This window comes from Runella defluvii (genome assembly GCF_014195535.1).
Lineage (GTDB): Bacteria > Bacteroidota > Bacteroidia > Cytophagales > Spirosomataceae > Runella > Runella defluvii.
Genome location: NZ_JACIBY010000033.1, coordinates 16,506 through 31,768, shown reverse-complemented (window position 1 = coordinate 31,768; position 15,263 = coordinate 16,506). Strand labels below are relative to the sequence as shown.

The following is a 15,263-nucleotide window of genomic DNA, read 5'->3' as shown; positions in this document are numbered from 1 at the left end:
AACGTATATGACACAGGGTTACCCAAAGGTTTGTACAAACTTGGTATTCGTTATTGGGACATGAAAGGTTGGGGTAGTATTTATCCTGCAACTCGCAAATCACAAGGAAATGTGCTGGCTTACCAAGAATACTGGTTCAGAATCCAATCGAAAGATGGCGTTGGAATTGGGGCAGCAAGGGTCGCATCGGACAACAATTTGTCATCCCGTAGGGATCTAAATCCACTTACTTTTGCGGAAATCATGCCGAATCCTGTTTCGAGTGTACTACGTTTAAAAGTATCGGATGCCAAAGACCAAAAAGTAAACATAAGCCTAATGGACGCCTCGGGACGCGCCATGTTGCAACGCAGTTTTATACCCGAAACCAACACCCACCAAGAAGAGTTTAACGTCAGCGAATTGACCAACGGAATCTATTTCTTGAAGGTCAATGCAGGCGAAAAGCAGGCTACTTTGAAGGTGGTGAAGGTGCAATAATACTTACAGGAGTGTAAGTGATGTTTAAGCTCAACTTCTCGTCGGGATGTACTGCCAAAAGCAGTGCATCTCCGATGGGAGGAAATGCTTGGTTGAGCGCAAACTCACTCAAACAATACCTCTATCTCTAAGCTATCATGCACTACTCCTGCATGGGTTACCGAAGCCAAGCCGTAGGTTGTCAGCATCACGAGCCAAAGGGCCTTATTCGTTTTGTAGGATTCTCTAAACTCACTCACTTTGTTGCGTAATTTGGCTTCGTAGTCTTTGGTAATAGTAAATTTCTGGTGCGAAAACTTAATCTCTATCAGATTGATTACGTTGTCTTTTCGGTCAAACAAGAGGTCAATCTGTGATTTTGTGTTAGACCAAGCATAGGTAGCTGTCTGAACTCCCCCAATCCCCAAGGCTTTTTTTATTTCCTGGCTGTGCAGTAAGCATACTATCTCAAAAGCATTGCCTGCCCAGGCATAATACGACGGCGTATTGATGGTATTGAGCCAAAAATTATCGTCTGTTCTAGCTGATTTTTCAACGAAATTATGATGAAAAAGCGTGAAATTGTCTGTCAACTGATAAATGATATTCCGCACTTTTTGCCCAGGCATATTATACTTCCTGATAAAATCACTGGCTTCTAATTCCTTCAAAATAGTGGTGAGTGTACCGCCGTCTTTCACTTTGGATACCTTCACAATTTCGCTTTTAAACAGCCCTTTTTTCTTCTGAGCAAGGGCATTGATGATGGCAACGTGTTTCTGATAGTTCTTGAACAGTGAGGCAAAAAGTAGGTAGTATTCATCTCTCAATTTGGCTTGTTCCCCAAAAAACAGCCTATTGATGTTCTGAGAAGCACTTTCTTGGACTTTTACCAAGTTGAGATAGAAAGGAATCCCCCCTAACGCCATGTACAACTCTACCACTTGGTAGTGGTCATAGTGGCCACCCATTGCCGTCAAATACGCCTTGGTTTCTTTCAGCGTAAAGGGCTTTAATTTTATCCGATTCGTAACCCGGTTGTAAAGTCCTTTGGTGTTTTTCAAAAGATGATCAATCATCCAAGAAGCCGACGAACCGCACACAATAAATTTGATGTCATCTCTGGCACTGGCCCAACTATTCCAAAAGAAATCAATCGCCGAAATCAACCCCGAATCTCGCGTGTCCATCCAGGGCAATTCATCAATAAAAACCACCTTTTGCTCATCAGGAGTGGCTTCCAATAGTTTTATCAAATACCGAAAAGCCTCCATCCAATTGGTGGCCTCTTTTTGCTCTTCATAAAAAGGGCTTTGTCGGAGGGCCGCATTGAAATTGACTAACTGAACATCCGTTTTTCCCTCCGCCAAACCCGTTGTATAAAAACTAAACTTGTTACCAAAGTATTGCCGAATCAAATACGTTTTTCCCACTCGCCTTCTCCCATACACTACCACAAATTCTGACTTTTTAGAAGCCATGAGCTCATCCAGTTCTCGAATCTCCGCAATTCTACCTATTATGTTCATTATCAGTATATTTGACACAAATATACTAGATGTCGCTAAAATTTATATTGATTTTGAGCGACATTTATACTTTTTCCGATAGATGTCGCTGAGTCGGGCGGCGTTCCGCACCTAGCCCATTTACCCTGACCTTGCCCCTCTGCCCCATCACCGCGAAAAAAAATTTCAAAAAACTCCGTTTCATTAGCAAAATATTTGATAAAAAAAATACCTGCTAGCAGGTATTTTTCATCCATTTTATTGCTATATGTTTGTGGCCATACTAACAAAGTCTCATAAAACGCTAAAAAAATAATGTCAACTCCGTTTGCTATGCTTTCAATGAAAAGGTTGCTTTTAGTTTCTGCAATCCTTTTTAGTGTCTTTGTCGATGCGATGGGTCAAAACAACATCGGGATAGGTACTACCAACCCCCACGCCTCGGCCGCCCTTGAGGTACAATCTACCACTCAAGGGATGCTCATACCCCGCATGACTAAAGCAGAAAGAGATCTCATTGCTTCTCCTGCCACGGGATTAATGATTTATCAAACCGACAATACACCTGGCTTTTATTTTTACAATGGTTCTTGGTCTATTTTGGGCGCAATGGGTGCAACAGGCCCAGCGGGTCCAGCAGGTGCAGCGGGAACCAACGGATTTTCTTCTTTAGTAAAAACCACCACCGAAAATGCAGGTGCCAACTGCCCTACGGGTGGCGTAAAACTTGAATACGGGCTCGACGCCAACAATAACAGTACCTTGGATGCGGGTGAAATTGTTTCCGCACTGACCAAATACGTTTGCAACGGTGCAGCAGGGGCTCAAGGCGCGGCTGGAGCTACAGGCCCAGCGGGCCCAACAGGGGCTACGGGTGCAGCGGGAACCAACGGATTTTCTTCTTTAGTAAAAACTACCACCGAAAACGCAGGTACCAACTGCCCTACGGGTGGCGTAAAACTTGAATACGGACTCGACGCCAACAACAACAGTACCTTGGATGCGGGTGAAATTGTTTCCGCACTGACCAAATACGTTTGCAACGGCGCAGCAGGGGCTCAAGGAGCAGCAGGCGCTACGGGCGCTGCAGGAGCAACAGGCCCAGCGGGTCCAACAGGAGCTACAGGGACTGCGGGAACCAACGGATTTTCTTCTTTGGTAAAAACCACCACCGAAAATGCAGGGGCCAACTGCGCTACGGGTGGCGTAAAACTTGAATACGGACTCGACGCCAACAACAACAGTACCTTGGATGCGGGTGAAATTGTATCTGCTCTGACCAAATACGTTTGCAACGGCGCAGCAGGGGCTCAAGGAGCAGCAGGCGCTGCTGGTGCAACAGGCCCAGCGGGTCCATCAGGAGCGGCGGGAGCTGCGGGAACCAACGGATTTTCTTCTTTAGTAAAAACCACCACCGAAAACGCAGGTGCCAACTGCGCTACGGGTGGCGTAAAACTTGAATACGGACTCGACGCCAACAATAACAGCACCTTGGATGCGGGTGAAATTGTTTCTGCACTGACCAATTACGTTTGCAACGGCGCAGCAGGGGCTCAAGGAGCAGCGGGAGCTACGGGCGCTGCCGGAGCTACAGGCCCAGCAGGTCCAACAGGGGCAGCGGGAGCTGCGGGAACCAACGGATTTTCTTCTTTGGTAAAAACCACTACCGAAACTGCAGGTGCCAACTGCGCTACGGGTGGCGTAAAACTTGAATACGGACTCGACGCCAACAACAACAGCACCTTGGATGCGGGTGAAATTGTTTCCGCTCTTACCAAATACGTTTGCAACGGCGCAGCAGGGGCTCAAGGAGCAGCAGGCGCTACAGGCGCTGTTGGAGCTACAGGCCCAGCTGGCCCAACGGGTCCAACAGGAGCTACAGGGACTGCGGGAACCAACGGATTTTCTTCTTTAGTAAAAACCACCACCGAAAATGCAGGGGCCAACTGCGCTACGGGTGGCATAAAACTTGAATACGGACTCGACGCCAACAACAACAGTACCTTAGATGCGGGTGAAATCGTTTCTGCACTGACCAAATACGTCTGCAACGGCGCAGCAGGGGCTACGGGGGCTACGGGCGCTGCTGGTGCTACAGGCCCAGCGGGTCCAACGGGAACCAACGGATTTTCTTCTTTGGTAAAAACCACCACCGAAAATGCAGGGGCCAACTGCGCTACGGGTGGCGTAAAACTTGAATACGGACTCGACGCCAACAATAACAGCACCTTGGATGCGGGTGAAATCGTTTCTGCACTGACCAAATACGTCTGCAACGGCGCAGCAGGGGCACAAGGCGCAGCAGGAGCTACAGGCCCAGCTGGCCCAACAGGAGCTGCGGGTACTGCGGGAACCAACGGTTTTTCTTCTTTAGTAAAAACCACCACCGAAAACGCAGGTGCCAACTGCGCTACAGGAGGAGTAAAACTTGAATACGGGCTCGACGCCAACAACAACAGTACCTTGGATGCAGGAGAAATTGTATCTGCACTGACCAAATACGTTTGCAACGGCGCAGCAGGGGCTCAAGGAGCAGCAGGCGCTACGGGAGCTCAAGGCGCTGCGGGTCCAACAGGGGCTACAGGCGCGGCAGGAGCTGCAGGAACCAACGGCTTTTCTTCTTTAGTAAAAACCACCACCGAAAATGCGGGTGCCAACTGCGCTACGGGTGGCGTAAAACTTGAATACGGTCTCGACGCCAACAATAACAGTACCTTGGATGCAGGTGAAATCGTTTCTGCTCTGACCAAATACGTTTGCAACGGCGCAGCAGGGGCTGCGGGTGCTACAGGCCCAGCGGGTCCAGCTGGGGCTGCGGGCCAAGGCGTACCCACTGGCGGTGCCGCTGGGCAAGTGCTCTCTAAGGTAAATAGCACCGACTACAATACTCAATGGGTAACGCCAAGCGGTGCAGATAACCTCGGCAACCATACTGCCACAACAAACCTAAACATGAACAGCAATGCCATCACTGGCGCTACCAACATTACCGCTACCGGTACCGCCACGCTCGGTGGCAATGCCTATCCGACTACCACGGGTACCAACGGACAGGTACTCACGACCGATGGGGCAGGTACGCTTTCGTGGGGATCGAGCTCTGGCGGCAGTGGCGTTACCTTACAGCTTTCGATATCCAAAACCATTGCACAGACCACTGCACTTGGCAACTCGACGGTGCTCCCCGACATTATTAGCTGGGGAAGTGCAAATGGCACCGGAGCAACGCTGACCCATGGCAATACCTGGACTTCTGATAACAGGTTCACCGTAGGCTCCACTGGTACCGGGTTATACTTGGTAGATGTTGAACTGATGTCTGACGGAGGCTCAGTTGCATGTAACCCAATAATCGATATGAATGGTGGAGGGAATGCCGCAACCAGTTATTTTGGTTTCGGCATTGCTGGTAATCTTACGTTCCAAAGTCCGTTCAAGGGAAGGGGACAACTGCAAAAAGTAATTTATATGACTGCCGGGGAGTATTTTGTCATAAGAGGTGGTTCAAACAGTACCAGCCAAGGAGCGCCACTAAACACCAACGGGAGTACCCGGTTAAAGGTTGTCAAATTGAATTAACCTGAAGCAGCAGAGGTGAGGGTACCAGCCGTCGTTACATTACTACAGCAAACATCATGATCAATTTTGTGAAAGAATATCAAAAGGTACAATGGGTGGTTTTCGCCCTTGCCCTTTTAATCTATGCCAATACCCTACCGAACAAGTGGGCACTTGACGACGGTATCTCCATCCACAAAAACAGCTTTGTAAAAAGAGGGCTTTCGGGCATACCAGATATCTTGAGCAAAGAAGCCTTTACAGGGTTTTATGGGCAGGATATGAATATTGTAGAGGGGGGCAGGTATCGCCCCTTATCGCCAGTGATCTTCGCCGTGCAGGCAGAAGTATTAGCACCTGCGGAAAAAGGCGCCAATGAGCAGGCAGCAATAGACAAAGCAGGCTACAGGATCAAGGATTTGAGTGAAGAGACCTTGTTTCCTCATATTCTGCATGTGTTTAATGCCTTATGGTACGGTTTGCTTTGTTTGCTGCTGTACCGAACCTTACTGTTGTTATTCCGAGCTAAGCAGGCGAGTAATTCAGGGAAGGCGGAGTTTTTGGCATTGGTAAGCGCACTGATTTATACGGTTCACCCACTGCATACCGAGGCCGTTGCGAATGTCAAAGGATTGGACGAAATACTGGCCATGCTGGGTTCGGTGGCCACGCTTTATTTTGTAATAAGGCACTATTTACAGCATCGCAGCGAAGATACCCATCAGCCCCCACAACAATTCATGCCTTGGGCGCTCGTGTGTTATACGCTTGCTTTGTTTGCCAAAGAAAATGCGGTCACCTTCATGGCCGTAATCCCCCTGGCTTTGTGGTTTTTTACGGACGCCAACCCTAAAAGTATCATCAAACTAACGGCCCCTTTGTTGTTGCCACTCCTCCTGTTTTTGGGGGCGAGGTCGGCGGTATTGCATCAACCCAACAAAGGGGAAGTAGCCGAGGAGTTGATGAACGACCCGTTTTTGGTCTTAGACCCTACAGCACAATACACACCTTTGATGCCCAATTCGGATATTAAGAGGCTTACTAATCCCAGTGCGAATACCTTTGTCAAAATGCCTTACAGCAATCAGCTGGCTACCAATTTTTATACTTGGGGCAAGTATCTTCAATTGCTGGCAGTCCCTTACCCGCTCACGGTAGATTATTATCCAAGGCATATCGCCATCAAATCCTTTACGGATATTGGGGTGCTTTTTTCAGTCATTCTTCATGTTTGTTTACTGGGTTGGGCATTGTACCACATTCGCAAAAAGAAAATCGTCGCATTTGGTATCTTGTATTACCTCATTACTTTTTCGCCAGTATCAAACCTCCTTTTCCCCATCGGAACTAATATGGCCGAACGCTTTATGTTTATGCCGTCATTGGGGTTTTGTATCATCGTGGCCAGTGGTCTGTATGACTTTGGAAAAAAATGGAGTGGAAAAAAAGAAGTAATCCAAGTCAAAACAATCTACTTGGGCGTAGGTGCGCTGGTATGCGTCTATGCAGTTTTGACTTTCAAGCGAAATTTTGATTGGAAAGACGATTTAACCTTGTTTTCAAAAGACATAACTGTGTCTGTGAACAGTGGAAAAATCACCACCGACCTTGCCAGCCAGCTCATCAATAAAGCCATCCGTATCCGAGCAGAAAAAGAGGCAGAAATCGAAGGGTTATCGGCAGTACAAAAAAAGGCTGTCATGCAGGAGACCGAAGCGGAGCAGGCGGAGTTGGTGAAGCAGGCGCTACCCCTCTTGAAAAAATCCCTGGCCATACACCCCATGAGCAACGAAGCCTGGTTTCAAATTGCCAATGCGCATCTATTTTTGGGAGGAATCGAAAGTCAAACACCAGATGAAAACCTAAACCACCTGAATACGGCGCTGTTGGCCTACGAACAGGCATATAAGTATAGACCCGCAGGCAGGGATACGGTCATCGTCAAACTGACGGCGCTCTGCTATACGGGTTTAGGTAAGATAGTAGGCGAAAAATTTGGAGACATCAATGCAAGTATTCAGCTTTTACAAAAGGCAACTACCCTGGACTCCCTAAATGCCGAAACCTTCATGATATTGGGTACGGCCTATTCCATGAAGCCAGATTTTGTAAAAAGCATCGCTTACACACAAAAAAGTTTGTCATTGCGCCCCAACGACCGAGATACGAGAAAAAACTTGGCAACGGCCTGGCAACGCTATGCCTTTGCGGATGCCACCCAAAAATCAGGGTTGTTGCTGGCTGAAAAATTACTACTAGAAGTACTGGCAGAAGAAAAAAAACTGCCAGGCAATAATGTTTTGAAGCGGGATGCCCTACTCAAAACACTGGATTTGTTGGTAAGAAACTACACCATTCAGGGTAAGCCCGATAAAGTAAGGGAATACCAAAATGAGCTACTCAAAGTAAAGGCAAGTACGTATGAATAATATCAATACTCCGCAAATAAAACTTCCCCAAGGAGGTGGCTCGGTCAGAGGCGCCGACGAGAACTTTAGCGCCCAAGCGTTTACGGGTACGGCTAGTTTGGGTATTCCGCTTCCGCTACCCGCAGGACGAGGGATTAGCCCCTCTTTGTCGGTGGGCTATAGTTCGGGTAGTGGGAACGGACTGCTCGGCATCGGCTTCCATCTGTCGGAATCGGCAGTGAGTATTAAAACCAATCGAGCATTGCCCAAATACGACGGAACGGATGTGTACATGCTCGATGACACGGAACTGGTGCCACAAACCGGCTCCAATACTGTTTATTTGGAGCGGCACCAGGCTTCGTTTGCCTTGATTGAAAAAAAAATAACGAATGGGGGAAATGTGTATTGGCAGGTAAGAAGTAACGATAATACGGTAACAATCTATGGCTCGTCGCCCAATACTCAAATTGTCAATCCCGACAATGCTGACCAAATTTATAAGTGGCTGATTTCAGAGCAAACTGATGCGCATGGAAATAAAGTTAAATACAACTACGAAAAAGCCTCTGGTGATGCAAACAGCTACCTGACTTCTATCGAATACGGCAACTATACGCTCAATGAAGCAGAACACTTTGCCTTTAAAGTATATATCGACTACGGACAAATAGGCTATATCAAACATGATGAAATATTCACTATCAATGAGGTAAAGGCACTGAAAGATGCCCCAAAACACCCAGCTATTTTATCTAATCATCGTGCGGGTTTTTTGGTTAAAACCGAATACTTGATTAAAAATATTTTTGTACAGCATTATTTTGAAAAAGAAGATCCAAAAGAATTTTTTACGCATTGTACCACCTTTGAGTACAACACAGATGCTAATAGTAAATTGTCGTGTTTGAAACGTGTGACGGAATATGCCCTGAAGAAAGCGACAGGCAAAGTTCATGATTATACTTTTAAGGCATTGCCCTCTATTGATTTGGAGTTTAGTTCTTTTCCTGATTTAAATGGAAAACAATTGACGTTTACGCCAATTGTGGACGATAATGGCCCAATCAATCAGCTCCTGAATTTTATTGACTTCCATAAAGAAGGGATGGCGGGGGTGATGTATCGTAACGCCGATACTTTGTATTACAGCCGCCCGAAAGGCAACGGTACCTACAGTAAAAGTGCAGCAGTAAATCCATCTGATACGGATATGCTGCATTTGCCCAATCAGTTTGCCAACCCGCATATTCCGCTCAATCTCGTGAGCTTGGAGGGCAATGGCGAACTCCAAATCGAGTTTGAATATGCTCAGAATAGCGGCTATTTCCCGCTCAACAAGTCCGACTGGGGTGCTTTCACGCCCTTTTCGCAAGAGCAGGTCAATCACATTCCCTACCGCACCGAGCATGTAGATGTATCCGGCGGAAACCGTGCCGACCAGCTCATTATCTCGCCCCAAAAAATCTATTTCAGGGCCTCGGAAGGGCTGGCTGGCATGAGCAGCATTTTAGAGGAGTTGGAAAACCCAAATGGCGTCGAAGCCGAAAATCAAAACGGACTCAATCCGTATGTCTATTACGGTTTTGCAGATTTCTTTGGTGATGGGCTGTCGCATCGGATAAAAATAGAAGATGGCCAGTTGCAGATTTGGCCAAGCCTCGGCTATGGCAAGTTTGGAAAAAAGATAACCGTCAATATACCGCAATTTGATATTGAAAACCAACGCATTGATTTGCGCAAGCGATTGATTTTGGCCGATGTCAACGGCTCGGGTACAAGTGATATTGTTTTGCTATTCCCCGACCGTATTCAGATATATTTCAACCAGAATGGCAATGGTTTTACCGATTCTGTATCGTTTAAACTGCCGAATGAACTTCATTACTCTGAATTCGACCACGTGCAGTTTCACGATGTAATCGGTAATGGCAACCCCTGTCTGGTATTTTCCAAACTAAGCCCACATGTGTTTGGTGAGAAATACTACGATATAGCCCATTATTATTGCGAACTCAAATCGGATGCGGACAACAGCCCCTGCTGTAAACCCTTTTTGTTGCGTACCATCAACAACAATATGGGGCTTGTCAGCACGCTGACCTACAAGAGTTCGCTCACGGATTATTTTTTGCTCCAAAAGTCAGACGGTGCCTGGCAAACCCGCCTGCCTTTCCCGACCATCGTCCTGAATACGAGCAGCATATACGATGCGATCAGTGATTCTACCTTTACCAGTGCCTACACCTATCGCAACGGGTATTACGATCCCAACGAGCATAGTTTCGTGGGCTTTGGCAACGTATGGCAATACGATATTTTGGATGCTACCAAGAAAATTAATGAACTGCAAAACACCCTGCACAAAACCTGGTTTCATTTGGGCTTGGGCCAGGGCGCTGTACAGAATGAATATTATCAAGGTGATAAAAATGCTCCTATATTGCCGTTGCGAGTAATAGAAAATGGGCTTGAAAACAACCCAGAAGCCTTATTTGCGCTTGCAGGCAGCGAACTACACGCCGAAGTGTATCAAACAGATTATACGGGTTCGAAAATTACAAACCCTTGTCCGTATAGTACAGCGAGTAGTTGCACCACAGTATTGCAAACGCAAGCATCTACATCTACTTCCAAAGGCGTTTTTAAAACCTACACCAACGAAAGTATCGCGGTCAATTATGAACAGCAAGCCGACGACCCCCATGTAAGCCATCATGCCGTGATAGCGGTGGATGAGTACCTCCACGTGTTGCGTGACGCATCGGTGGCCTATCCACGCCGGAAGACGCTCATTGATGAGCAAGGTGTGTTGCATATTGCGGCTTCGGAGCATGGCGTGTACAATCAAGCGGCCGCCGACAGGTATATTGGTATTTCATTGGAAGGTAAATCGTATGAAATAGGCAATTTTGCGCCACCTAAAAATGGCAATTATTATGCGTACGAGGAACTAAAAACTTTAGTTGATATAGCTTTTGCGAATGTTATCAATTACTCAGACCCGATTGGTACGTCGCCTTATGCCAGATTGCTCTCGTGGGAACGCAGCAACTATTGGGCGGATGCTAACCAAACTGCCATTTGGGATCATACGAGTGCATTGACCCTTGTGTTGCCGCATCACAGCGAAAGCATCGTGTTTGACGACAAAAACCTGGAAGATATTTTGGGTGGTAAAATATCGCAGGATGATTGCAAGCAAGCAAGTTACGTCTTCGATGGTGGTTACTACTGGGTAAGAACCGCCGTAGCGCATTATCAAAAACAAGCGGGTTTTTATCTGCTTGATACCGTAAGTTATGATTGGGCGGATAAAAACAGTTACCTCTACACCGAAAGCAGTGTAGCGTATGATGCCTATTGGTTATTGCCAGTGTCGTCGGCTACACGCCTCAACAACGATGTCAACCTCACCACCGCTGCCGAAATAGATTATCACCTCCTCGCGCCCTGGCGCATGACCGATGCCAATGGCAATACGTCCGAAGTACTCACCGACGAACTCGGGATGGTCGTTGCCACTGCCTCTTATGAAAAGGACGGCACCACCCATGGAGATGCCCCTTTGAGTGACTACCAACCCAAGGCCGTGGAGGAGATAGCCGATGTTTTTGCCAATCCGCTGAGTTACATCCAACAGGCGGGTAGTTTCTTTTATTACCGGTTTCCGGAGTATGATGCTGATACGAAGCAATGGACTCCCGCCCTTGCGCTTTCGCTTGTAAGAACGGTGTATAAAACCACCGAAGAGAAAGATATTCAGCGTGCCATTGCGTACAGCGATGGCCTGGGTAGAGCAATTGAGTCAAGAGCTTTTGTAGGCGATATTAAAGTAGAAAACTCAGGCGGCACCCAAACCCCCAAGGCCAATCAATGGCTCGCATCAGGCAGGGTCATCTACAATGCCAAAGGCGAAGTGACGGCCAGTTACCTGCCTTTTGCAGCGGATACCTGGCAATACCTACCGGATCATGCTTGGCACGACAGCATCAAAGAAACGCTGCCACCGCCCACTACCTTCTTGTACGACGCCACGGGTAGAAACTACCAGGTGAATACACCCAAGGGCTTTTTCAGCCGCACCCTGATACTCAATGCCTGGGAAACACAACATTTTGACGAAAGCGATACCGTTTTGGAATCAGTGTACTACAAAAAGTACAAAGACGGTACCCTGACGCTAAGCAATGAAGAGAAGGATGCTTTGGAAAAAAGCATTGCATTTTACAATACCCCCCATACGCCAGTGATAGATAGTTTGGGACGGCAAGTTTTGGCGGTATCCAGCAATGCCATTAATACGCAGGGCAGCGATGCCCCACGTATTGACTGGGCCAAAGAACACTTAAACGCCGCCGATATTGATGCAAAAGACGTTAACTTATTGGTGCAGTGGCAATCCTTTGATATTCAAGGTAGGGTGCTGAAGCAAGCCGATGCACGCCTCAACGAAGCCAATCAGACCGAAACGAATAAATCCTACAATTTTCGACACCATTACCCGATAGCGGGCGGTATGGCTCGGTCCTGGAGTGCCGATGCGGGCGAAACTTGCAGTTTTGCAGATGCGCAAGGCAATGCGCTGATGAGTTGGGACGCCTTGGGCAACCGCCATACGATGACCTACGATCATTTGCACCGCCCCTTGGCCCATGCGATTACCAAAGCCGATGGTGGATCAACCAACACCATCACGGCAGCCGTTTATGCTGAAAATCAGGCGACTACACCAGATCAATTCGAGGAATTAAAAAACAAAAACAGCGTAGGGCAAGCCCTGGCCCTGTACGACAATGCCGGCTTGGTGCAAAACGCCGAGTTTACCTTTGACGGGCATGCGCTACAAAGCACCCGCAAGTTTAGAACGGACTACAAAACGGATGCCAATTGGAAAATATTAAACCCAGCTTCCAGTGAATTAGAAACCGAAGTCTTCCTGACCAAGGCTACTTTTGATGCCGCAGGGCGACCACTGACCCAAACCCTGCCCGATGGTAGCCAAACCACCTGGCGCTACGGCATGATGGGCAGCTGCCGAGAGTCCCAAATAACCGTACAGGGCAAAACGCAACCCATCGTAACGGACTGCCTGCTCAACCAATACGGCGAACTCGTACAGGTAAACCTCAGCAATGGTGTAACTACCACCCACGCCTACGACGCCCTGACTCGGGAGATCAAACAAATAAAATCGGAGCAGGGAACTAACGCTTTGCAGAATCAATCCTTCTGGCACGATGCCACGGGCTTGATCACCACCATGCAAAACAACGTGACAGATAAGGCCTTCTACCATAACCAACAGATTGCCCCGAGCAATACCTACACCTACGATGCCTTATACCGCCTCATAAGCGCCACCGGACGCATACAACTCAGCCGCACCCAAGCGCCACTAAGCAAAGAGATGCACGAAAAACTCGGACAGGCCAAAACCTACCATGCTGCCGACCTGCAAGCGCTCGGCAACTACACCGAAAACTACCAATACGACAAAGGCAATAACCTCACGCAACTACGACGCATCGGTGACGGGGCTTTTACCCGCACCTACACCATCGCACAGGGCTGCAACCGTATAACCCAATACCAGCAAGGGCAAGAGCCTACCCACATGGCCTACGACGAGGCCGGGCAGATGATGAATATCAACGGCAAAGGCTCGCAAAAAATCACCTGGAACACGCTCGGCAATATTGCGACGGCTACCTTGGTTGACCGAGGCGATGCCAGCAAAAATGACCTGGAGTATTACGTCTATGACGCCTCGGGCATACGGGTACGCAAAGTGACGGTGCGCCGGAAAGAAGATGGCAGCACCATCAATACCGAAGACAAACGCTACGTAGGCAGCTACCGCCGCACCACCAAAACGGGTGCCAATGCCACCACCCGCCACCACCTGACCGTAGGCGGCGTGCAAAAACACGACTGCGTGCTGATGTACAGCACCGACGCACAGGGCCAGGTGACTGCCGACGGCATCCTGTACCGCTACCAGCACGCCAACCACCTCAACAGCGTAGGGCTGGAAACCAACCAGGCAGGCGACATCATTAGTTACGAGGAGTTTAGTGCCTTTGGCGATACGGTGCTTTCTTACGACCCTGCAAACTTAGACAGCACCAAAGAGTACCGCTACTCCGCCCAGGAGCGAGACGATACCACTGGCCTGTACTACTACGGCTACCGCTACTACGCCCCCTGGCTTTGCCGCTGGACCAAACCCGACCCGGCAGGCACCATTGACGATTTTAACCTCTATGCTTTTGTGGGCAATGATCCGATTGGAAAGGTGGATGTGTTGGGGTTGGTGGCGCAGCCGTCAAGGGGGACAAAGAAAACTAAAAATTATAACTCAACACCACCGATCAGTTGTCTTAAGAGTCCCCATCAAAAGAAAGCTGTGAAAGCCCTAGTTAGTCTTAAAAAGATGAAGATAAATGAAGATCTTAAAAAAAATTTTACACAAAGACTAGAACAATTAGCAGCAAAAACAAAGTCTAAGGGTACGAGCAAACTTCTTTCAATTGCAAACCTTATAAATAAAACCAATGCATACGAAATTCTGGAAAATATTTCTACTTTTCTTGATAATAATCCAGCAAATTTAACTACTCGTCGACATGGAAATGCAATACCGTTACCTGGTACCCGGAAACAGGTAAGAATGTACTATATGAGAGATAATACATTAAATGTAAGGATGGAAGATACAAAGGCTGAAGGCGGGGGGTACGCTAGAGAAATAGACCATGACAACAACCAACATACAAATTTGATAATTGATGAACATGCCTATAATGCTATAAAAAGTACACGTGTGAGTAAAAAATTCTCGCAACAAAATGTACAAACAGGAAGAGAGCGCAGGTCTGTGAATTTAGCCCAAATATGTGGTATTGACAGAGCGGACTATCCTCGTAATACAGAAGTTTTACATATTCAAGCTTGTTGCATTGGTGGCGATAACGTTTTGGATAATTTGAAGCCAGGCCCACATGCTTTGAATACAGCGATGATACCAATTGAAGGCGCAATTAAGACACTTAAAGGTTCAGGAGTAGCCTTTAATGTAAATATAGAGTTTAAAATGAAAACAAAAACATTTTCTCAAGGAAATAATGTTGAATATGTAGAAGCAATAAAGATGGCTATAAATATTCCTACTGATAATTATCGAAGGTCAGTTTATTTCCAAACTTATACTGACAGAACCCTGATGCTTAGTAAAACACACGGTAATGCTATACGTACAATAGCAGAAGATATAAAATTGCGCAGATAAACCAGCCGTTGTCGCCCACGCTACCCAAAAACATTGGAA

The 15,263-nt window shown here is 47.4% G+C and carries 6 protein-coding genes; 4 read left to right on the top strand and 2 right to left on the bottom strand.

The window, feature by feature from the left end:
* Window positions 1-480, top strand: a 480-nt coding sequence (locus FHS57_RS31050) for a T9SS type A sorting domain-containing protein (RefSeq protein WP_183980613.1), incomplete at its 5' end; no start/stop codon positions are given.
* A 104-nt stretch (window positions 481-584) separates the two neighbouring features.
* Here the strand turns inward: FHS57_RS31050 and FHS57_RS31045 are convergent.
* Together FHS57_RS31045 and FHS57_RS31040 are read right to left on the bottom strand one after the other, a co-directional pair.
* Window positions 585-1,988, bottom strand: coding sequence for an AAA family ATPase (locus FHS57_RS31045; protein ID WP_183980611.1), 1,404 nt, complete (start codon window positions 1,986-1,988; stop codon window positions 585-587).
* 35 nt (window positions 1,989-2,023) lie between these two features.
* Entirely contained in the window at window positions 2,024-2,224 is a 201-nt protein-coding gene (locus tag FHS57_RS31040) for a hypothetical protein (RefSeq protein WP_183980609.1), read from the bottom strand.
* 58 nt (window positions 2,225-2,282) lie between these two features.
* Between FHS57_RS31040 and FHS57_RS31035 the strand changes: the two genes are divergently transcribed.
* From FHS57_RS31035 to FHS57_RS31025, 3 genes are all read left to right on the top strand, one after another.
* On the top strand, window positions 2,283-5,546 hold the full coding sequence (locus tag FHS57_RS31035; protein WP_221225782.1) for a DUF7151 family protein: 3,264 nt from the start codon (window positions 2,283-2,285) through the stop codon (window positions 5,544-5,546).
* A gap of 68 nt (window positions 5,547-5,614) precedes the next feature.
* On the top strand, window positions 5,615-7,954 hold the full coding sequence (locus FHS57_RS31030; RefSeq protein WP_183980604.1) for a tetratricopeptide repeat protein: 2,340 nt from the start codon (window positions 5,615-5,617) through the stop codon (window positions 7,952-7,954).
* Entirely contained in the window at window positions 7,947-15,224 is a 7,278-nt protein-coding gene (locus FHS57_RS31025) for a SpvB/TcaC N-terminal domain-containing protein (protein WP_183980602.1), read from the top strand. The genes FHS57_RS31030 and FHS57_RS31025 overlap by 8 nt, the downstream gene beginning before the upstream one ends.
* Window positions 15,225-15,263 lie beyond the last annotated feature (39 nt).

Bases quoted from the DNA above. Each gene is read 5' to 3' on its own strand.
- FHS57_RS31035 (WP_221225782.1), top strand. From the start codon at position 2,283: ATGTCAACTCCGTTTGCTATGCTTTCAATGAAAAGGTTGCTTTTAGTT.
- FHS57_RS31040 (WP_183980609.1), bottom strand. From the start codon at position 2,224: ATGGATGAAAAATACCTGCTAGCAGGTATTTTTTTTATCAAATATTTT.
- FHS57_RS31025 (WP_183980602.1), top strand. From the start codon at position 7,947: ATGAATAATATCAATACTCCGCAAATAAAACTTCCCCAAGGAGGTGGC.
- FHS57_RS31045 (WP_183980611.1), bottom strand. From the start codon at position 1,988: ATGAACATAATAGGTAGAATTGCGGAGATTCGAGAACTGGATGAGCTC.